Below are 21,050 nucleotides of genomic sequence, written 5' to 3' on the forward strand. Positions count from 1 at the left end.
AGAGAAGACGCGATGTCTCATTTAAATTACAACCATCTGTACTACTTCTGGCACGTCTATAAGCAGGGCTCGGTGGTAGGAGCGGCAGAGGCGCTCTATCTGACGCCGCAAACCATCACCGGGCAAATCAAGGCGCTGGAAGAGCGTTTGCAGGGTAAGCTGTTCAAGCGTAAGGGGCGTGGGATTGAACCCAGCGAACTGGGCGAGCTGGTGTTTCGCTACGCGGACAAGATGTTCACCCTGAGCCAGGAGATGCTGGATATTGTCAACTACCGCAAAGAGTCGAACCTGCTCTTTGACGTGGGCGTGGCGGATGCGCTGTCCAAACGGCTGGTGAGCGGAGTGCTGGACGCGGCGGTGGTTGAAGATGAACAAATCCATCTGCGCTGCTTTGAATCCACCCACGAGATGCTGCTGGAACAGCTAAGCCAGCACAAGCTGGATATGATTATCTCGGATTGTCCGATTGATTCCACCCAGCAGGAAGGGCTGTTCTCGGTAAAAATTGGCGAATGCGGCGTGAGCTTCTGGTGCATTAATCCGCCGCCGGAAAAACCGTTCCCCGCGTGTCTTGAAGAGCGCCGCCTGCTGGTGCCGGGAAGACGCTCAATGCTCGGACGCAAGCTGCTGAACTGGTTTAACTCGCAGGGGCTAAAGGTAGAAATCCTCGGAGAGTTTGACGATGCGGCGCTGATGAAAGCCTTTGGCGAAGCGCATAACGCCATCTTCGTTGCGCCGACGCTGTACGCGCACGATCTCTATTCGGACGATAAGATTACAGAGATAGGCAGAGTGGATAACGTGATGGAGGAGTATCACGCCATATTTGCCGAAAGGATGATTCAGCACCCGGCGGTGCAGCGAATCTGTAACCGTGACTACTCGGCGCTGTTTACGCCACCGGCAGTCTGAAGGCATAAAAAAACCCGCGTTAAGCGGGTTCTTTAAACAAGCAACAACAAGTAGCGATTAAGCCAGTTTGTTGATCTGCGCGGTCAGGTTTGCTTTATGACGCGCTGCTTTGTTTTTGTGGATCAGACCTTTAGCAGCCTGACGATCCACGATTGGTTGCATTTCGTTAAATGCGTTCTGCGCTGCAGCTTTGTCGCCTGCTTCGATTGCTGCGTATACTTTCTTGATGAAAGTACGCATCATAGAGCGACGGCTTGCGTTGTGCTTACGAGCCTTTTCAGACTGAACGGCACGTTTCTTAGCTGATTTGATATTAGCCAAGTCCAACTCCCAAATATGTTCTATGTGGACAATTCAAAGGCCGAGGAATATGCCCTCTTTCCCTTCTTTTGTCAATGGATTTGTGCAAATAAGCGCCGTTAATTAGCGACGCTACGTTACGTAGTGATGGCGCAGGATTCTACCAGCTTGTCTTCACTGAATACAGCCTTTCGGCATAAAAATCGCAGTTCACGAGCAGATTTTTTCGCTGCGAAAGGTCAGCCTGATGAAATCATTACGGCTTTCTGTTTTGCGCGAACAATCGCCGGTTAACCTTAACCGCTGTACAAGGTATACTTTGGCGATTTTCACTGTTTTGAGCCAGACATGAAGCTGATACGCGGCATACATAATCTCAGCAGCGCACCGCACGGGTGCGTGCTGACTATTGGTAATTTCGACGGCGTGCATCGTGGTCATCAGGCGCTGTTGCAGGGATTGCGTAAAGAAGGGGAGGCCCGCGGCCTGCCTGTTGTAGTGATGATTTTCGAGCCGCAGCCTCTGGAGCTGTTCGCGGGCGATAAATCTCCCGCCCGCCTCACTCGCCTGCGCGAGAAGTTGCGCTATCTGGCAGAGTCCGGCGTGGACTATGTATTGTGTGTACGTTTCGATCGCCGCTTTGCCGCGCTGACAGCACAAAATTTCGTCAGCGACCTGCTGGTTAAGCGCCTTGGCGTGCAGTTTCTCGCCGTGGGCGATGATTTCCGCTTTGGCGCTGGTCGTCAGGGCGATTTCTTGCTATTACAGAAGGCTGGTCTGGAGTACGGTTTTGACGTCACCAGCGCGATGACCTTCTGCGAAGGCGGCGTGCGCGTCAGCAGCACGGCGGTTCGCCGGGCATTGGCCGATGATGAACTGGATACGGCTGAAACCCTGCTGGGGCATCCGTTTACTATCTCTGGCCGCGTGGTCCATGGCGATGCGCTGGGCCGCACGATAGGCTTCCCGACGGCGAATATACCGCTGCGTCGTCAGGTTTCCCCGGTTAAAGGGGTTTATGCGGTGGAAGTGGCAGGACTGGGCGATAAGCCGTTCTACGGCGTCGCCAACATTGGCACGCGTCCGACCGTCGCGGGTGTGCGTCAACAGTTAGAAGTGCACCTGCTGGACGTTGTAATGGACCTGTATGGTCGCCATATAGATGTGATACTGCGTAAAAAAATACGCAACGAGCAGCGATTTGGTTCGCTGGATGAACTAAAAGCGCAAATTGCGCGAGATGAATTGACGGCCCGCGAGTTTTTTGGGCTTTGAACCCGGCTTAACTGCCTACGTGATAAATACGGAACCGAGAATCTGATGAGTGACTATAAATCAACCCTGAATTTGCCGGAAACAGGGTTCCCGATGCGCGGCGATCTCGCCAAGCGCGAACCGGGAATGCTGGCGCGTTGGACCGATGATGACCTGTACGGCATCATTCGTGCAGCCAAAAAAGGCAAAAAAACCTTCATTCTGCATGATGGCCCTCCATATGCGAATGGCAGCATTCATATTGGTCACTCGGTTAACAAGATTCTGAAAGACATTATCGTGAAGTCCAAAGGGCTCACGGGCTATGACTCGCCTTACGTTCCAGGCTGGGACTGCCACGGTCTGCCAATCGAGCTGAAAGTGGAGCAAGAGTTCGGCAAGCCGGGTGAGAAGTTCACCGCCGCCGAGTTCCGTGCGAAATGCCGCGAATATGCAGCCACGCAGGTCGACGGTCAGCGCGCTGACTTCATCCGTCTGGGCGTGCTGGGCGACTGGTCGCACCCGTACCTGACCATGGATTTCAAAACTGAAGCCAACATCATCCGTGCGCTGGGCAAAATCATCGGTAACGGTCACCTGCACAAAGGCGCTAAGCCGGTGCACTGGTGCGTGGACTGCCGCTCTGCGCTGGCAGAAGCGGAAGTGGAGTATTACGACAAAACTTCCCCATCTATCGACGTGGCGTTCCATGCCGTCGATCAGGATGCGGTGAAGGCTAAATTTGGCGTCTCCTCGGTAAACGGCCCGATCTCTCTGGTGATCTGGACCACCACCCCGTGGACTCTGCCTGCCAACCGTGCGATCTCCCTGTCCGGTGAGTTCGAATACGCACTGGTGCAGATTGACGGTCAGGCGGTTATCCTGGCGAAAGATCTGGTTGAGAGCGTGCTGAAGCGCGCGCATATCAGTGACTACACCGTGCTGAGCACCGTGAAAGGCGACGCCCTGGAACTGATGCGCTTCAAGCACCCGTTCCTGGACTTCGACGTTCCGGCGATCCTGGGCGATCACGTGACGCTGGAAGCGGGTACCGGTGCGGTGCATACCGCCGGTGGCCACGGTCCTGACGACTACAACATCAGCCTGAAGTACGGTCTGGAAATCGCTAACCCGGTCGGCCCTGACGGTTCTTATCTGCCTGGCACCTACCCGGCGCTGGATGGTATCAACGTCTTCAAAGCGAACGACATTATCGTTGACATGCTGCGCACCAGCGGCGCGCTGCTGCACGTTGAGAAAATGCAGCACAGCTATCCGTGCTGCTGGCGTCACAAGACCCCGATCATCTTCCGTGCGACCCCGCAGTGGTTCGTCAGCATGGATCAGAAAGGCCTGCGCGAGCAGTCTCTGAAAGAGATCAAAGGCGTGCAGTGGATCCCTGACTGGGGCCAGGCGCGTATCGAATCCATGGTAGCTAACCGTCCTGACTGGTGTATCTCCCGTCAGCGTACCTGGGGTGTACCGATGTCTCTGTTCGTGCACAAAGAGACGCAGGAACTGCACCCGAACACCCTGGAACTGATGGAAGAAGTGGCGAAGCGCGTCGAAGTTGACGGCATTCAGGCGTGGTGGGATCTCGACGCCCGCGACATCCTGGGCGCTGATGCAGATAACTACGAGAAAGTGCCGGATACCCTGGACGTGTGGTTCGACTCCGGGTCGACCCACTCCTCCGTGGTTGACGTGCGTCCGGAATTCGCCGGTCACGCTGCCGATATGTATCTGGAAGGGTCGGACCAACACCGCGGCTGGTTCATGTCATCTCTGATGATCTCCACCGCCATGAAGGGTAAAGCACCTTACCGTCAGGTACTGACTCACGGCTTCACCGTGGATGGACAGGGCCGTAAGATGTCCAAGTCCATCGGTAACACCGTTTCTCCGCAGGATGTGATGAACAAGCTGGGCGCAGACATCCTGCGTCTGTGGGTGGCTTCGACCGACTACACCGGCGAAATGGCGGTGTCTGACGAGATCCTGAAGCGTGCTGCCGACAGCTATCGCCGTATCCGTAACACCGCGCGCTTCCTGCTGGCGAACCTGAACGGGTTCGATCCGGCAAAAGACATGGTGAAACCGGAAGAGATGGTGGTGCTGGACCGCTGGGCTGTAGGCTGCGCGAAAGCGGCGCAGGACGATATCCTGAAAGCCTATGAGTCTTACGACTTCCACGAAGTGGTGCAGCGCCTGATGCGCTTCTGCTCCATCGAGATGGGCTCGTTCTACCTCGACATCATCAAAGACCGCCAGTACACCGCGAAAGCGGACAGCGTGGCGCGTCGTAGCTGCCAGACCGCGCTGTTCCACATCGCAGAAGCGCTGGTACGCTGGATGGCGCCGATCATGTCCTTCACCGCGGATGAAATCTGGGGCTATCTGCCGGGTGACCGTGAGAAGTATGTCTTCACGGGTGAGTGGTACGAAGGTCTGTTCGATCTCTCCAGCACCGAAGCGATGAACGATGCCTTCTGGGACGAGCTGCTGAAAGTGCGTGGCGAAGTGAACAAGGTTATCGAGCAGGCGCGTGCAGACAAGAAAGTCGGTGGCTCTCTGGAAGCGGCAGTCACGCTGTACGCTGAACCGGAGCTGGCGGCGAAGCTGATCGCGCTGGGCGATGAATTACGATTTGTCCTGTTGACCTCCGGTGCGAAAGTTGCGGATTATGCCGAGGCTTCAGCTTCTGCTGATGCTCAGCAGAGCGAACTGCTCAAAGGACTGAAAGTCGCGCTGAGCAAAGCCGACGGTGAGAAATGCCCGCGTTGCTGGCATTACACCACCGATGTCGGTCAGGTGGCGGAACACGCAGACATCTGCGGACGCTGTGTAAGCAACGTCGCCGGTGACGGCGAAAAACGTAAGTTTGCCTGATGAGTAAAACTCTCTGTTCAACAGGACTGCGCTGGCTGTGGCTGGTTGTGGTGGTGCTGATTATCGATCTGGGCAGCAAATTCCTGATCCTCCAGAATTTTGCTCTGGGGGAGACGGTCCCGCTGTTCCCGTCGCTTAACCTGCACTATGCGCGTAACTACGGCGCAGCGTTTAGTTTCCTTGCCGACAGCGGTGGCTGGCAGCGCTGGTTCTTTGCAGGTATCGCTCTGGGTATCTGCGTGATCCTGGCGGTGCTGATGTACCGCTCGAAGGCCACGCAAAAGCTGAATAACATCGCCTACGCGCTAATCATTGGCGGCGCGCTGGGCAACCTGTTTGACCGCCTGTGGCACGGCTTTGTGGTCGATATGATTGACTTTTACGTCGGCGACTGGCATTTCGCGACCTTTAACCTGGCCGATACGGCAATTTGTATCGGTGCGGCGTTAATCGTGCTGGAAGGCTTCTTGCCTAAACCGGCTGCGAAAGAGCAGGCGTAACACACTCGCCCGGTGGTGTAATGCCACCGGGCAAAACAAGCGAGCAATTTGCATGTCTAAATCCGTACAGAGCAACAGCGCGGTTCTCGTTCACTTCACGCTGAAGCTGGATGACGGCTCTACGGCCGAATCCACCCGCAACAACGGCAAACCGGCCCTGTTTCGTCTTGGTGATACCTCCCTGTCAGAAGGTCTTGAGCAGCAGCTTCTCGGTCTGAAAGAGGGTGAGAAAAAAGCCTTTTCGCTGGAGCCGGATGCCGCGTTTGGCGTGCCGAGTCCGGACCTGATCCAGTATTTCTCGCGCCGCGAGTTTATGGACGCAGGTGAACCGGAAATCGGCGCGATTATGCTCTTTACCGCTATGGACGGCAGCGAAATGCCTGGCGTGATCCGCGAAATCAACGGCGACTCTATTACCGTTGACTTCAACCATCCGCTTGCCGGGCGTACCGTTCATTTTGATGTTGAAGTGCTGGAAATCGATCCTGCGCTGGAGGCCTGAAATGCAGATCCTGTTGGCTAACCCGCGCGGCTTCTGCGCCGGTGTAGACCGCGCTATCAGCATTGTTGAAAACGCGCTGGAGATTTACGGCGCGCCGATTTATGTGCGTCACGAAGTGGTGCATAACCGCTATGTTGTCGACAGCCTGCGCGAGCGCGGCGCAATTTTTATTGAGCAGATCAGCGAAGTACCGGACGGTGCGATTCTGATCTTCTCCGCGCACGGTGTCTCGCAGGCGGTCCGTAACGAAGCAAAAAGCCGCGATCTGACCGTATTCGATGCTACCTGTCCGCTGGTGACAAAAGTGCATATGGAAGTGGCGCGCGCCAGCCGTCGTGGTGAAGAGTCGATTTTGATTGGCCATGCCGGTCATCCGGAAGTCGAAGGCACCATGGGCCAGTACAGCAACCCGGAAGGGGGGATGTATCTGGTTGAGTCGCCTGAAGATGTCCTTACGCTGAACGTGAAAAACGAAGCGCGTCTGTCGTTTATGACCCAGACGACGCTCTCCGTAGACGATACCTCAGACGTGATTGACGCCCTGCGTCAGCGCTTCCCGAAAATCGTCGGCCCGCGTAAGGATGATATCTGCTACGCAACCACTAACCGTCAGGAAGCGGTGCGCGCGCTGGCTGAAAAGGCGGATGTGGTGCTCGTGGTCGGCTCCAAAAACTCATCTAACTCCAACCGTCTGGCCGAACTGGCGCAACGCATGGGGAAAATGGCTTTCCTGATTGATGACGCGTCGGATATTCAGGAAGCGTGGGTTAAAGACGCGGCCTGTGTCGGCGTGACGGCCGGGGCGTCTGCGCCAGATATTCTGGTTCAGAACGTCATTTCCCGTCTGCAGGAGCTGGGCGGTGGCGAAGCGGTGCCGCTGGAAGGTCGTGAAGAGAACATCGTTTTCGAAGTCCCGAAAGAACTGCGCATCGACGCCCGCGAAGTTGAATAGTCCTTTTTCTGATGAAAGGCCAGCACCTCCTGTGCTGGCCTTTTTTTTACCCGTTACTTTATCGTGACGACAAAATCATGTCTTTTACTGATATTTAAGTCGGTTTCACGTTAAATTCTAATTATCGGTGTTTTCAGTTGGCAGTGCTTCTCAAGGCTGGTTAATCTGAAAACGGTTTACATCATTTTAACGTAAGAGAATAACTATGCATGATGCACAGATCCGTGTCGCCATTGCGGGCGCGGGTGGACGTATGGGCCGTCAGCTTATTCAGGCGGCACTTCAGATGGATGGCGTAGCGCTTGGCGCGGCACTGGAGCGAGAAGGTTCTTCGCTTCTGGGGACCGATGCCGGTGAGCTGGCGGGCGCTGGCCACACGGGCGTTACCGTGCAAAGCAGTCTGGAAGCGGTAAAAGAGGACTTCGATGTATTCATCGATTTTACCCGCCCGGAAGGGACGCTCACGCATCTGGCGTTTTGTCGTCAGCACGGCAAGGGGATGGTGATCGGCACCACCGGTTTTGACGATGCGGGCAAGCAGGCTATCCAGGATGCATCAAAAGAGATTGCGATTGTCTTCGCGGCAAACTTCAGCGTGGGCGTTAACGTCATGCTGAAGCTGCTGGAGAAGGCCGCGAAGGTGATGGGCAATTATACCGATATCGAGATTGTAGAAGCTCACCACCGTTACAAGGTTGATGCGCCATCTGGCACGGCGCTGGCGATGGGCGAAGCGATTGCTCATGCACTTGATAAAGATTTAAAAGACTGCGCGGTCTATACCCGCGAAGGTTACACCGGCGAACGCGTACCTGGCACCATTGGTTTCGCAACCGTGCGAGCGGGTGACATCGTCGGCGAACATACGGCGTTGTTCGCCGATATTGGCGAACGTGTCGAAATTACGCATAAAGCCTCAAGCCGAATGACGTTCGCCAACGGCGCCGTACGTTCCGCTTTGTGGCTTAAAAGCAAGAAAAGCGGTCTTTTTGATATGCGAGATGTGCTCGATCTCAACAATTTGTAAGCATTATTACCCATCGTGATGTGGTTATTGCAGTCGTAATTGTTTGATTGCATAGGGCAATATTTTATTGCCCTTTTATTTTATCTTTTTCATTCATTATTTTTAATGAAGTCTCCAAATAACTATATCTTGTACCGTTTTAACGTTACTGAAATGTAAATTTTGACCATACGGTCCACTTTTTCATGCTCCAACAAGACATTTTTTATTAAACAAGGCGCGCAAGCGTTTTCTGCGGTGATTTACCTGATCTTTTTGTCGCTTAAGCCGCATTACTCTCACTAGGTCTGCAAAACACTAAACAAAATATCCGTTTTAAGTTGACTTTTACCCACCAAATCTCCAGAATGCCGCCGTTTGCCAAAAATCCGCTGGCAACACATTTGCATTGATTCATGACATGGTTATGAATTAATATGCAAATAAAGTGAGTGAATATTCTCTGGAGGGTGTTTTGATTAAGTCAGCGCTATTGGTTCTGGAAGACGGAACCCAGTTTATCGGTCGGGCCATAGGGGCAACGGGTTCGGCGGTTGGGGAAGTCGTTTTCAATACTTCAATGACCGGTTATCAAGAAATCCTCACTGATCCTTCCTATTCTCGCCAAATCGTTACTCTTACTTATCCTCATATCGGCAATGTCGGCACCAATGCGGCTGACGAAGAATCCTCTCAGGTACATGCGCAAGGCCTGGTCATCCGCGACCTGCCGCTGATTGCCAGCAACTTCCGCAATACCGAAGATCTTTCTTCTTACCTGAAGCGCCATAACATCGTGGCGATTGCCGATATCGATACCCGTAAGCTAACGCGTCTGCTGCGCGAGAAGGGTGCACAGAACGGCTGTATCATCGCGGGTGATAACCTCGATGCGACGCTGGCGCTTGAAAAAGCGAAAGCCTTCCCTGGCCTGAACGGCATGGACCTGGCGAAAGAAGTGACTACTGCTGAAGCCTACAGCTGGACTCAGGGTAGCTGGACGCTGGAAGGCGACCTGCCGGAAGCGAAAAAAGAGAGCGAGCTGCCGTTCCACGTGGTGGCCTACGATTTCGGCGCCAAGCGCAACATCCTGCGCATGCTGGTTGACCGCGGCTGCCGCCTGACGGTGGTTCCTGCACAAACGTCTGCCGAAGACGTGCTGAAGATGAATCCGGACGGTATTTTCCTGTCCAACGGTCCTGGCGACCCGGCGCCGTGTGATTACGCCATCGCCGCCATCAAGTCCTTCCTGGAAACCGACATCCCGGTATTCGGCATCTGCCTCGGCCATCAGCTGCTGGCGCTGGCTAGCGGTGCGAACACCGTTAAGATGAAGTTCGGCCACCACGGTGGTAACCACCCGGTGAAAGACATCGATAACAACACGGTGATGATCACCGCGCAGAACCACGGCTTTGCCGTCGATGAAGCCTCAATGCCGGCTAACCTGCGCGTGACCCATAAGTCGCTGTTCGATGGCACCCTGCAGGGTATCCACCGTACCGATAAGCCAGCATTCAGCTTCCAGGGCCACCCTGAAGCCAGCCCGGGCCCACACGACGCCGCGCCGCTGTTCGATCACTTCATCGAACTTATCGAGCAATACCGTAAGACAGCTAAATAATCAGGAGCCGAGAAGACAATGCCAAAACGTACAGACATAAAAAGCATCCTGATCCTTGGCGCTGGCCCGATCGTGATCGGCCAGGCCTGCGAATTCGACTACTCCGGCGCTCAGGCGTGTAAAGCCCTGCGCGAAGAGGGTTACCGCGTTATCCTGGTGAACTCCAACCCGGCAACCATCATGACCGACCCGGAGATGGCAGATGCAACCTACATCGAGCCGATTCACTGGGAAGTCGTGCGTAAAATCATCGAGAAAGAGCGTCCGGACGCGGTGCTGCCAACCATGGGCGGCCAGACGGCGCTGAACTGTGCGCTGGAGCTGGAGCGTCAGGGCGTGCTGGAAGAGTTCGGCGTGACCATGATCGGTGCGACCGCCGACGCCATTGATAAAGCAGAAGACCGTCGCCGCTTCGACGTGGCAATGAAGAAAATCGGCCTCGACACCGCGCGTTCCGGTATCGCACATAACATGGAAGAAGCGCTGGCCGTTGCCGCTGAAGTGGGTTATCCGTGCATCATCCGTCCATCGTTCACCATGGGCGGCACCGGCGGCGGTATCGCCTACAACCGTGAAGAGTTCGAAGAGATTTGTGAACGCGGTCTTGATCTCTCCCCAACCAAAGAGCTGCTGATTGACGAGTCGCTGATTGGCTGGAAAGAGTACGAGATGGAAGTGGTACGTGATAAAAACGACAACTGCATCATCGTCTGCTCCATCGAAAACTTCGATGCGATGGGTATCCACACCGGTGACTCCATCACCGTTGCGCCAGCCCAGACCCTGACCGACAAAGAGTATCAAATCATGCGTAACGCCTCAATGGCGGTACTGCGTGAAATCGGCGTGGAAACCGGCGGTTCTAACGTGCAGTTCTCGGTTAACCCGAAAACAGGCCGCCTGATTGTTATCGAAATGAACCCGCGCGTGTCCCGTTCCTCCGCGCTGGCCTCTAAAGCGACCGGCTTCCCGATTGCGAAAGTGGCGGCGAAACTGGCGGTGGGTTACACCCTCGACGAGCTGATGAACGACATCACCGGTGGCCGCACGCCTGCGTCCTTCGAGCCGTCCATCGACTACGTTGTGACCAAAATTCCACGCTTCAACTTCGAGAAATTCGCGGGCGCGAACGACCGTCTGACCACCCAGATGAAATCTGTCGGTGAAGTGATGGCGATTGGCCGCACCCAGCAGGAATCCCTGCAGAAAGCGCTGCGCGGCCTGGAAGTGGGCGCGACCGGCTTTGACCCGAAAGTGAGCCTGGATGACCCGGAAGCGCTGACTAAAATTCGCCGCGAGCTGAAAGACGCGGGCGCAGAGCGTATCTGGTACATCGCCGATGCCTTCCGTGCGGGCCTGTCCGTGGACGGCGTGTTCAACCTGACCAACATCGACCGCTGGTTCCTGGTGCAGATTGAAGAGCTGGTCCGTCTGGAAGAACAGGTTGCCGAGCTAGGCATCACCGGCCTGGACGCTGACTTCCTGCGCGTGCTGAAGCGTAAAGGCTTCGCCGACGCGCGTCTGGCTAAGCTGGCGGGCGTGCGTGAAGCAGAAATCCGCAAGCTGCGCGACCAGTACAACCTGCACCCGGTCTACAAGCGCGTGGACACCTGTGCGGCTGAATTCTCGACCGACACCGCGTACATGTACTCCACCTATGAAGACGAGTGCGAAGCGAACCCGTCAGTCGACCGCGACAAGATTATGGTGCTGGGCGGCGGTCCAAACCGTATCGGCCAGGGCATCGAGTTCGACTACTGCTGCGTACACGCCTCGCTGGCGCTGCGCGAAGACGGTTACGAGACCATCATGGTCAACTGTAACCCTGAAACGGTTTCTACCGACTACGACACCTCTGACCGCCTCTACTTCGAGCCGGTTACCCTGGAAGACGTGCTGGAAATCGTGCGCATTGAGAAGCCAAAAGGCGTTATCGTGCAGTACGGCGGCCAGACCCCACTGAAGCTGGCGCGCGCGCTGGAAGCGGCGGGCGTACCGGTTATCGGCACCAGCCCGGATGCGATTGACCGCGCGGAAGACCGCGAGCGTTTCCAGCAGGCGGTTGACCGTCTGAAGCTGAAACAGCCGGCGAACGCCACCGTGACCGCTATCGAACAGGCCGTTGAGAAGGCGAAAGAGATTGGCTACCCGCTGGTGGTGCGTCCTTCCTACGTGCTGGGCGGCCGCGCGATGGAAATCGTTTATGACGAAGCCGACCTGCGTCGCTACTTCCAGACCGCAGTGAGCGTTTCCAACGATGCGCCAGTGCTGCTCGACCGCTTCCTCGACGACGCGGTGGAAGTAGACGTTGACGCCATCTGCGACGGCGAAATGGTGCTGATTGGCGGCATCATGGAACATATCGAGCAGGCGGGCGTGCACTCTGGCGACTCCGCCTGTTCTCTGCCAGCGTACACCCTGAGCCAGGAGATTCAGGACGTGATGCGCCAGCAGGTGCAGAAGCTGGCCTTCGAGCTACAGGTTCGCGGCCTGATGAACGTCCAGTTCGCGGTGAAAGACAACGAAGTCTACCTGATTGAAGTCAACCCGCGTGCGGCACGTACCGTACCGTTCGTCTCGAAAGCCACCGGCGTACCGCTGGCGAAAGTGGCGGCGCGCGTGATGGCGGGCCAGACGCTGGCGCAGCAGGGTGTGACCAAAGAGATCATTCCACCGTACTACTCGGTGAAAGAAGTCGTGCTGCCGTTCAACAAATTCCCGGGGGTTGACCCGCTGTTAGGGCCAGAAATGCGCTCTACCGGGGAAGTGATGGGCGTGGGCCGCACCTTCGCCGAAGCGTTCGCGAAGGCGCAGCTGGGCAGTAGCTCCACCATGAGAAAATCAGGCCGTGCGCTGCTCTCCGTTCGCGAAGGCGACAAAGAGCGCGTGGTTGACCTGGCCGCCAAGCTGCTGAAACAGGGCTTCGAGCTGGACGCAACCCACGGTACGGCGATTGTGCTGGGTGAAGCCGGTATTAACCCGCGTCTGGTGAACAAGGTGCATGAAGGTCGTCCGCACATTCAGGACCGTATCAAGAATGGCGAATACACCTACATCATCAACACCACCGCAGGCCGCCAGGCGATTGAAGACTCCAAGCTGATTCGCCGCAGCGCGCTGCAGTACAAGGTGCACTACGACACCACCCTGAACGGCGGTTTCGCAACGGCTATGGCGCTGAACGCGGATGCCACCGAGAAGGTGATTTCAGTGCAGGAAATGCACGCGCAGATTAGCAAGTAAGTAAAAATGCCCGGTGCCGTTCGGTTGCCGGGCATTCTCCCCATCTTCAGAACCTTCTGGTTTTTCATACGGTTTCAGTCAGTTAGCCTAAAATGGTTAGGTCGATAACGAAATTCAACTGAGAGCAGGGGAAAACACCATGCAAAATAAATTACTGATCGCTTCCGTTCTGGCTGCTACGGCAATGTTTACCGTTGCGGGCTGTTCGTCTAATCAGGCCGTAAAAACCACCGATGGCAAAACCATTGTCACCGACGGCAAACCGCAGGTGGATGACGATACCGGTCTGGTGTCGTACAAAAATGCCGAAACCGGTCAAACCGAGCAGATTAACCGTGACCAGGTGAAATCCATGGGCGAGCTGGATAACTAATTCAGAATTCTGACGTAAGCCCGTCAATAATATTCACTATTAGCCTGTTGAATTACTGACTACACTCTTTTGTTAAAAGAAAGTAGTAACAACAGGTTAATCAATGATTCTGATAATTTATGCCCATCCTTATCCGCAGCACTCGCATGCGAATAAGCGGATGCTTGAGCAGGTAAGGACGCTTGATAACGTAGAGATACGTTCCCTCTATCAACTCTATCCCGATTTTAATATCGATATCGCCGCCGAACAGGAGGCGCTCTCCCGTGCCGATCTGATTATCTGGCAGCACCCCATGCAGTGGTACAGCACGCCCCCGCTGCTGAAACTGTGGATTGATAAAGTCTTCTCCCACGGCTGGGCGTATGGACACAACGGCCATGCGCTAAAAGGGAAAAGCCTGATGTGGGCGGTCACCACCGGCGGTGGGGAAAGCCATTTTGATATCGGTTCCTTCCCGGGTTTTGACGTCCTGGCGCAGCCGCTGCAGGCGACAGCGCTCTATTGCGGTTTGAACTGGCTCCCGCCTTTTGCGATGCACTGCACGTTTGTTTGCGACGATGAAACGCTGCAGGCGCAGGCTCGCCATTATAAACAACGCTTACTTGAGTGGCAGGAGACGCACCATGGATAGCCATACGCTGATACAGGCGCTGATTTACCTCGGCGCGGCGGCGCTGATTGTGCCCGTGGCGGTACGCCTGGGGCTGGGCTCTGTTCTCGGCTATCTGATTGCGGGCTGCGTCATTGGGCCGTGGGGCTTTCGACTGGTCACGGATGCCGAGGCGATTCTCCATTTTGCTGAAATCGGCGTTGTGCTGATGCTGTTTGTGATTGGCCTGGAGCTCGATCCCCAGAGGTTGTGGAAGCTTCGCGCCTCGGTATTTGGCGGAGGGGCACTGCAGATGGTGGCCTGCGGCCTGCTGCTGGGTGGGTTCTGCATCCTGCTGGGCATGGACTGGAAAGTGGCAGAGCTCATCGGCATGACGCTGGCGCTCTCCTCAACGGCTATTGCCATGCAGGCGATGAACGAGCGAAATCTGACGGTATCCCAGATGGGACGAAGCGCGTTCTCGGTGCTGCTGTTCCAGGATATTGCCGCTATTCCGCTGGTGGCGATGATCCCGCTGCTGGCAGCAAGCGGTTCCTCTACCACGCTGGGCGCTTTCGCGCTGTCGGCACTGAAGGTGGCGGGCGCGCTGGCGCTGGTGGTGCTGCTTGGCCGTTACGTGACCCGCCCGCTGCTGCGGTTTGTTGCCCGTTCAGGCCTGCGCGAAGTGTTCAGCGCCGTGGCGCTATTCCTGGTGTTTGGCTTTGGTCTGCTGCTGGAAGAAGCCGGGCTGTCGATGGCTATGGGGGCGTTCCTCGCAGGCGTCCTGCTGGCGAGCTCTGAATACCGCCACGCGCTGGAAAGCGATATCGAGCCGTTCAAAGGGTTGCTGCTGGGGCTGTTTTTCATCGGCGTGGGGATGTCCGTCGACTTTGGCACGCTTGTGACTCACCCGCTGCGGATCGTCATCCTGCTCGTCGGCTTCCTGATCATTAAAATGGTAATGCTGTGGCTGATTGCGCGTCCGCTGAAGGTTCCAAATAAGCAGCGCAGCTGGTTTGCAGTGCTGCTGGGGCAGGGGAGTGAATTTGCGTTCGTGGTCTTTGGCGCCGCGCAGATGGCAAACGTGCTCGATCCCGAGTGGGCGAAAGCGCTGACGCTGGCAGTCGCGCTGTCGATGGCCGCAACGCCCGTTCTGCTGGTGGTGCTGACGCGTCTGGAAAAATCGGGTAGCGAGCAGGAGCGCGAAGCCGATGAAATTGACGAAGAACAGCCGCGCGTCATCATTGCCGGATTTGGCCGCTACGGGCAGATCGTTGGCCGTCTGCTGCTGTCCAGCGGGGTGAAGATGGTTATCCTCGATCACGACCCCGACCATGTCGATACTCTGCGTAAATTTGATATGAAGGTATTTTACGGCGATGCGACCCGCGTCGATCTATTGGAATCCGCCGGTGCGGCCAAAGCGGAGGTATTGATTAACGCGATTGACGATCCGGAGACCAGCATGCAGATGGTGGAAATGGCGAAAGAACATTTCCCGGATCTGACCATCATTTCCCGTGCCCGCGATGTGGATCATTATATCCGTCTCAGGCAAGCGGGCGTAGAAGCCCCTGAGCGTGAAACCTTTGAAGGCGCGCTGAAATCTGGCCGTATGGCGCTGGAAAATCTGGGGCTCGGCGCGTATGAAGCGCGTGAGCGTGCGGACCTGTTCCGCCGCTTTAACACCGAGATGGTCGAAGAGATGGCGGCGATGGCCGGGAGTACGGCCACCGAGCGCGCGGCGGTGTTTAAACGCACCAGCGCCATGCTGACGCAAATCATTAACGAGGACCGTAATCACCTGTCGCTGATCCAGCGTCACGGCTGGCAGGGCACGGAAGAGGGCAAGCATACCGGCGATCCGTCTGACGAACCGGAGAGTAAACCTTCCGCGTGAAGTGGAGTTGCCAGCAATATTAAAAAATTTCTTTATCTTTACTCTGCCGCCAGTCGACGAAAGATTAAGCTTTCCGTATAGTGGCGGCAATTTTTTGCATCCGGGAAATTTTCAATGATCAGTCTGATTGCAGCGCTGGCGGTGGACCGCGTTATCGGTATGGAAAATGCCATGCCGTGGAACCTGCCTGCCGATCTCGCATGGTTTAAACGTACTACGTTAAACAAGCCGGTAGTGATGGGCCGCCTGACCTGGGAGTCGATTGGTCGTCCATTGCCGGGCCGTAAGAATATCGTTATCAGCAGCCAGCCGGGCACTGACGATCGCGTCGAATGGGTTAAATCAGTCGACGAGGCGATTGCTGCATGCGGCAATGCCGAAGAGATCATGGTGATCGGCGGTGGGCGCGTGTACGAGCAGTTCCTGCCAAAAGCGCAGAAGCTGTATTTGACCCACATTGATGCAGAAGTGGAAGGGGATACTCATTTCCCGGACTACGATCCGGACGAGTGGGAATCGGTATTCAGTGAATTCCACGACGCGGATGCACAGAACTCCCATAGCTACTGCTTCGAGATTCTGGAACGTCGTTAAGTGATTTTCCCTCTCCCGGCCGGGAGAGGGAATAGCGTATCAGGAGGCGACGGCCTCGCCTTCTCCTAAGTCCAGCTGTCGGTTGGACGGCTGCACAAAGTAAGCTTTATCTTCCCAGCGCAAGCAGGTTAACTCTCCGCCCCAGCAGCATCCGGTATCCAGACCGTAAATCCCTTCCGGCGTTCCTTTTCCTTCCAGTGCCGCCCAGTGACCAAATACCACGCTGTACTCGCTTGTCACCGGCCCCGGAATGGCAAACCACGGTTTCAGCGGAGCGGGCGCACTTTCCGGCGTCTCTTTGGAATACATGTCCAGCTGTCCGTTCGGGAAGCAGAAGCGCATGCGGGTAAAGGCGTTGGTGATAAAGCGTAGACGGGCCAGACCGCTGAGATCCTCGCTCCAGTGGTTCGGCATATCGCCGTACATGGCATCGAGGAAGAAAGGATACGAGTCGCTTGCCAGCACCGCCTCAACGTCGCGCGCGCAGGTTTTCGCCGTCTCAAGATCCCATTGCGGGGTGATCCCGGCATGCGCCATGACCAGCTTTTTCTCCTCGTCGACCTGCAGCAGCGGCTGACGGCGAAGCCAGTTAATCAGATCGTCCGCGTCCGGCGCATCCAGCAGCGGAGTGAGGCGATCTTTAGGTTTGTTGCGGCTGATCCCGGCGAATACCGCCAGCAGATGCAGATCGTGATTGCCCAGCACCATGCGGACGCTGTCGCCCAGCGATTTGACGAAACGTAATACTTCAAGGGAGCCGGGGCCACGCGCGACTAAATCGCCCGTCAGCCAGAGCGTGTCCTGCTCTGGCGTAAAGTCGACCTGTTTTAATAATGCGATCAGTTCATCGTAGCAACCGTGAACGTCGCCAATCAGATATGTAGACATTAGATTAATGAATAAGTGTGGTTACGGCGAGACGGAACACGGGAATGGCAACGCGGAAATCATTGCCATCGACATCGACCATTTCATAATGGCCCTGCATCGTACCCATCGGCGTTTCAATCACCGCGCCGCTGGTGTACTGGTACTCTTCACCAGGGGCGATGTGGGGCTGTTCACCGACCACACCTTCACCCTGAACTTCGATTTCGCGGCCATTGCCGTTGGTGATAAGCCAGTAGCGTCCGCGCAGCTGCACGGGCGTCCGCCCCAGATTGCGAATGGTCACGGTGTAAGCAAAGACAAAACGTTCTTCGTCTGGTGATGACTGTGATTCAACATAGACGCTTTGTACATGGACACATACGCGGGGCGAATCAATCATGGCTTAACTCTCCTTCGGCGGCGCATTATCGCTGATGTAATTAGCCAGCTTGCAGTATTGCTCTACGGAAATGTTCTCCGCACGCATTGCCGGGTCGATTCCCAGTTCGGCTAACACCTCAACGGTAAAGGAATTGCTGAGGCTGTTACGGATCGTTTTACGACGCTGGTTAAAGGCTTCAGTGGTAATGCGGCTCAGTACACGCAGATCTTTAACCGGATACGGTTTCGTTTTGTGCGGTACAAGGCGCACAACCGCTGAATCCACTTTAGGTGGTGGTGTGAACGCTGACGGTGGTACTTCGAGTACCGGGATCACGTTGCAGTAATATTGTGCCATCACGCTTAAACGACCATACGCTTTACTGTTCGGGCCTGCAACCAGACGGTTAACAACCTCTTTTTGCAACATGAAGTGCATGTCGGCAATGGCATCAGTATAGCTAAAGAGGTGGAACATGAGCGGCGTGGAGATGTTGTACGGCAGGTTGCCGAAGACGCGCAGCGGCTGGCCCATTTTTTCCGACAGTTCGCCAAAGTTCATGGTCATGGCGTCCTGCTGATAGATGGTCAGCTTCGGCCCGAGGAACGGGTGCGTTTGCAGGCGAGCGGCCAGATCGCGGTCCAGTTCGATGACGGTCAGCTCGTCAAGGCGTTCGCCTACCGGCTCGGTCAGCGCGGCAAGACCCGGGCCGATTTCGACCATCGCCTGACCTTTTTGCGGATTAATAGCCGAGACAATGCTTTCGATCACGAACTGATCGTTAAGGAAGTTTTGCCCGAAACGTTTACGGGCTAAGTGGCCCTGATGGACTCGATTAGTCATTGAGTATTAACAATCATTTTGATGGCGAGATTAAGCGCCGTAATAAAACTGCCGACATCCGCTTTCCCCTGGCCTGCCAGATCCAGCGCAGTACCATGGTCAACGGACGTTCGAATAAAGGGTAAACCGAGGGTGATATTCACCCCGCGGCCAAAGCCCTGGTATTTTAGCACGGGCAGGCCCTGATCGTGGTACATCGCGAGCACGGCGTCGGCATTATCCAGGTATTTCGGCTGGAAAAGAGTATCTGCAGGGAGCGGCCCGCTGAGGTTCATCCCCTTCGCCCGCATTTCGTTGAGCACCGGAATAATGGTGTCGATCTCTTCGGTGCCCATGTGCCCGCCTTCGCCGGCGTGCGGATTCAGGCCACAGACCAGCACATGCGGCTGCGGTATCCCAAACTTTGTCTGCAGATCGTGGTGCAAAATCCCGATGATTTCGCGCAGGAGTTCAGGAGTGATCGCATCCGGAATGGCTTTGATCGGCAGATGGGTGGTCACCAGCGCAACGCGCATTTCCTCCGTCGCCAGCATCATCACCACTTTCGGGCTATGTGAGCGCTCTTCGAAGAACTCCGTATGCCCCGTAAACGGTATACCCGCTTCGTTGATGACGCCTTTATGGACGGGACCGGTAATCAGGGCGGCAAATTCGCCCTTCAGGCAACCGTCGCAGGCGCGCGCCAGGGTTTCCACGACATAGTGGCCGTTTTCCGTGCTGAGCTGGCCCGGAATAACCGGCGTACGAAGGGGAACAGAAAGAAGGGTGAGTGTACCGGCTTGCTGCGGTGCAGGCTGTTGGCCTTCAACGTAAGGGATAAGCGTTAAAGGCAGACCGAGCAGCGTTGCCCGGTCTTGTAACAGTGTTGCATCGGCGCAGACAACCAGTTCTACAGGCCAGCTGCGCTGGGCGAGCTGGACAACGAGGTCAGGCCCAATCCCGGCGGGTTCGCCGGGCGTGATCACAACACGATGCTGTTTCATTAGTTGCTCAGAATTTTCACGTATGCGCTGGCGCGTTGTTCCTGCATCCAGGTGGCTGCTTCTTCAGAGAACTTACGGTTAAACAGCATACGGTAGGCTCTGTCTTTCTGTGCCGCATCCGTTTTATCAACGTTACGGGTGTCCATCAGTTCGATCAGATGCCAGCCAAACGAAGAGTGGACCGGCGAACTGATCTGGCCTTTGTTCAGCTTCATCAACGCATCGCGGAAGGCAGGATCGTAAATATCCGCAGCCGCCCAGCCCAGATCGCCGCCCTGGTTAGCAGAGCCTGGATCCTGCGAGAACTCTTTTGCTGCCTTCGCAAAAGAGGTTTTACCGCTCTTAATGTCTGCTGCAATCTGTTCCAGCTTCGCACGCGCCTGATCGTCAGTCATGATCGGTGACGGTTTCAGAAGAATGTGGCGAGCGTGAACTTCGGTGACGGAGATATTTTGGCTCTGACCACGCAGATCGTTCACCTTCAGAATGTGGAAGCCCACGCCTGAACGGATTGGACCCACGATATCCCCTTTCTTCGCCGTGCTCAGGGCCTGGGCAAAGATGGATGGCAGCTCCTGAATACGTCCCCAGCCCATCTGGCCGCCTTTCAGCGCCTGTTGGTCAGCGGAGTAGGTGATAGCCAGCTTGCCAAAGTCTCCGCCGTTACGCGCCTGTTCGACAATAGAACGCGCCTGGCTTTCAGCTTCCGCAGCCTGATCGGAAGTTGGGTTCTCTGGCAGTGGGATCAGGATGTGGCTCAGGTTCAGCTCTGTGCTCGCATCGTTCTGGTTACCCACCTGTTTTGCCAGCGCGTCTACTTCCTGAGGCAGGATAGTCACGCGGCGACGCACTTCGTTGTTACGCACTTCCGAAATCAGCATCTCTTTACGGATCTGATTACGGTAGGTGGCGTAGCTGATGCCGTCATAGGCTAGACGGCTGCGCATCTGGTCTAAAGACATATTGTTCTGCTTCGCGATGTTAGCGATCGCCTGATCGAGCTGCTCGTCAGTGATCTTCACACCCATTTTCTGCCCCATCTGCAGAACGATCTGATCCATGATCAGACGCTCCAGGATCTGGTGGCGCAGCGTGGCGTCATCCGGAAGCTGTTGACCGGCTTCACCCGAATTGAGCTTCACCGATTTCATCAGACCGTCAACGTCACTTTCAAGCACGACGCCGTTGTTAACCACAGCAGCGACTTTATCAACAACCTGGGGGGCGGCGAAGCTGGTATTCGCAACCATAGCGACACCGAGCAGCAGCGTTTTCCAGTTCTTCATACTTTTTCCATTTCAATTAACCGCAAAGCGGATTACGTTGCAAAT

The 21,050-nt window shown here is 55.8% G+C and carries 19 protein-coding genes and 1 pseudogene; 14 read left to right on the top strand and 6 right to left on the bottom strand.

Annotation, left to right across the window (positions count from 1 at the left end; all coding sequences use genetic code 11):
* Nucleotides 1–12 precede the first annotated feature (12 nt).
* Nucleotides 13–912 (top strand): transcriptional activator NhaR, encoded by a 900-nt coding sequence (gene nhaR, locus USH94_RS09335; RefSeq protein ID WP_111964071.1) that lies wholly within the window; start codon nucleotides 13–15, stop codon nucleotides 910–912.
* A gap of 57 nt (nucleotides 913–969) precedes the next feature.
* Here the strand turns inward: nhaR and rpsT are convergent, their stop codons facing one another.
* Nucleotides 970–1,233, bottom strand: coding sequence for a 30S ribosomal protein S20 (rpsT, locus tag USH94_RS09340; protein WP_003856458.1), 264 nt, complete (start codon nucleotides 1,231–1,233; stop codon nucleotides 970–972).
* Nucleotides 1,234–1,334: 101 nt separating this feature from the next.
* Between rpsT and USH94_RS09345 the strand changes: the two are divergent.
* The 13 genes and pseudogenes from USH94_RS09345 to folA all read left to right on the top strand — a co-directional run bounded on the left by USH94_RS09345 (nucleotide 1,335) and on the right by folA (nucleotide 16,641).
* A pseudogene (locus USH94_RS09345) lies at nucleotides 1,335–1,553 on the top strand (DUF2575 domain-containing protein).
* 7 nt (nucleotides 1,554–1,560) lie between these two features.
* On the top strand, nucleotides 1,561–2,487 hold the full coding sequence (gene ribF, locus USH94_RS09350; RefSeq protein WP_032644021.1) for a bifunctional riboflavin kinase/FAD synthetase: 927 nt from the start codon (nucleotides 1,561–1,563) through the stop codon (nucleotides 2,485–2,487).
* A gap of 45 nt (nucleotides 2,488–2,532) precedes the next feature.
* Nucleotides 2,533–5,355: an isoleucine--tRNA ligase gene (gene ileS / locus USH94_RS09355; protein ID WP_111964070.1), complete on the top strand. Its 2,823-nt coding sequence runs from the start codon at nucleotides 2,533–2,535 to the stop codon at nucleotides 5,353–5,355.
* Complete coding sequence (gene lspA / locus USH94_RS09360) at nucleotides 5,355–5,855, top strand: signal peptidase II (protein ID WP_033144602.1); 501 nt, start codon at nucleotides 5,355–5,357, stop codon at nucleotides 5,853–5,855. Before ileS ends, lspA begins: the two co-directional genes overlap by 1 nt.
* 52 nt (nucleotides 5,856–5,907) lie before the next feature.
* Nucleotides 5,908–6,357, top strand: a complete 450-nt coding sequence (gene fkpB / locus USH94_RS09365; protein ID WP_003856450.1) for an FKBP-type peptidyl-prolyl cis-trans isomerase — start codon at nucleotides 5,908–5,910, stop codon at nucleotides 6,355–6,357.
* 1 nt (nucleotide 6,358) lies between these two features.
* A complete protein-coding gene (ispH, locus tag USH94_RS09370; RefSeq protein WP_111964069.1) occupies nucleotides 6,359–7,309 on the top strand; it encodes a 4-hydroxy-3-methylbut-2-enyl diphosphate reductase in 951 nt (316 codons plus the stop codon).
* Between the two features lie 205 nt (nucleotides 7,310–7,514).
* The gene (gene dapB, locus USH94_RS09375; RefSeq protein WP_111964068.1) at nucleotides 7,515–8,336 is read left to right on the top strand and encodes a 4-hydroxy-tetrahydrodipicolinate reductase; all 822 of its coding nucleotides are present in this window, start codon (nucleotides 7,515–7,517) and stop codon (nucleotides 8,334–8,336) included.
* A gap of 454 nt (nucleotides 8,337–8,790) precedes the next feature.
* Complete coding sequence (gene carA / locus USH94_RS09380) at nucleotides 8,791–9,939, top strand: glutamine-hydrolyzing carbamoyl-phosphate synthase small subunit (protein ID WP_010427050.1); 1,149 nt, start codon at nucleotides 8,791–8,793, stop codon at nucleotides 9,937–9,939.
* Between the two features lie 18 nt (nucleotides 9,940–9,957).
* Nucleotides 9,958–13,182 carry a carbamoyl-phosphate synthase large subunit gene (gene carB / locus USH94_RS09385; RefSeq protein WP_111964067.1) on the top strand — a complete coding sequence of 1,075 codons (3,225 nt, stop codon included), beginning with the start codon at nucleotides 9,958–9,960 and terminating at the stop codon, nucleotides 13,180–13,182.
* 139 nt (nucleotides 13,183–13,321) lie between these two features.
* Complete coding sequence (locus tag USH94_RS09390; RefSeq protein ID WP_003856439.1) at nucleotides 13,322–13,555, top strand: YgdI/YgdR family lipoprotein; 234 nt, start codon at nucleotides 13,322–13,324, stop codon at nucleotides 13,553–13,555.
* Between the two features lie 103 nt (nucleotides 13,556–13,658).
* Nucleotides 13,659–14,189: a glutathione-regulated potassium-efflux system oxidoreductase KefF gene (kefF, locus tag USH94_RS09395; protein WP_047173708.1), complete on the top strand. Its 531-nt coding sequence runs from the start codon at nucleotides 13,659–13,661 to the stop codon at nucleotides 14,187–14,189.
* Entirely contained in the window at nucleotides 14,182–16,047 is a 1,866-nt protein-coding gene (gene kefC / locus USH94_RS09400; RefSeq protein WP_111964066.1) for a glutathione-regulated potassium-efflux system protein KefC, read from the top strand. Before kefF ends, kefC begins: the two co-directional genes overlap by 8 nt.
* Before the next feature lie 114 nt (nucleotides 16,048–16,161).
* On the top strand, nucleotides 16,162–16,641 hold the full coding sequence (gene folA / locus USH94_RS09405) for a type 3 dihydrofolate reductase (RefSeq protein ID WP_008502023.1): 480 nt from the start codon (nucleotides 16,162–16,164) through the stop codon (nucleotides 16,639–16,641).
* 39 nt (nucleotides 16,642–16,680) lie between these two features.
* Here the strand turns inward: folA and apaH are convergent, their stop codons facing one another.
* From apaH to surA, 5 genes are read right to left on the bottom strand one after another with little or no spacing between them, the layout of a single operon-like run.
* Nucleotides 16,681–17,529 (bottom strand): bis(5'-nucleosyl)-tetraphosphatase (symmetrical) ApaH, encoded by an 849-nt coding sequence (gene apaH / locus USH94_RS09410; RefSeq protein WP_111964065.1) that lies wholly within the window; start codon nucleotides 17,527–17,529, stop codon nucleotides 16,681–16,683.
* Nucleotides 17,530–17,533: 4 nt separating this feature from the next.
* The gene (gene apaG, locus USH94_RS09415) at nucleotides 17,534–17,911 is read right to left on the bottom strand and encodes a Co2+/Mg2+ efflux protein ApaG (RefSeq protein ID WP_008502021.1); all 378 of its coding nucleotides are present in this window, start codon (nucleotides 17,909–17,911) and stop codon (nucleotides 17,534–17,536) included.
* 3 nt (nucleotides 17,912–17,914) lie between these two features.
* Entirely contained in the window at nucleotides 17,915–18,736 is an 822-nt protein-coding gene (gene rsmA, locus USH94_RS09420) for a 16S rRNA (adenine(1518)-N(6)/adenine(1519)-N(6))-dimethyltransferase RsmA (protein WP_023310362.1), read from the bottom strand.
* Nucleotides 18,733–19,719: a 4-hydroxythreonine-4-phosphate dehydrogenase PdxA gene (pdxA, locus tag USH94_RS09425; RefSeq protein WP_029740873.1), complete on the bottom strand. Its 987-nt coding sequence runs from the start codon at nucleotides 19,717–19,719 to the stop codon at nucleotides 18,733–18,735. Before pdxA ends, rsmA begins: the two co-directional genes overlap by 4 nt.
* Nucleotides 19,719–21,005 (bottom strand): peptidylprolyl isomerase SurA, encoded by a 1,287-nt coding sequence (gene surA / locus USH94_RS09430; RefSeq protein WP_111964064.1) that lies wholly within the window; start codon nucleotides 21,003–21,005, stop codon nucleotides 19,719–19,721. Before surA ends, pdxA begins: the two co-directional genes overlap by 1 nt.
* Nucleotides 21,006–21,050 lie beyond the last annotated feature (45 nt).

It is taken from the genome of Enterobacter sp. 148H3 (genome assembly GCF_034107425.1).
GTDB classification, from domain to species: Bacteria; Pseudomonadota; Gammaproteobacteria; order Enterobacterales; family Enterobacteriaceae; genus Enterobacter; species Enterobacter vonholyi.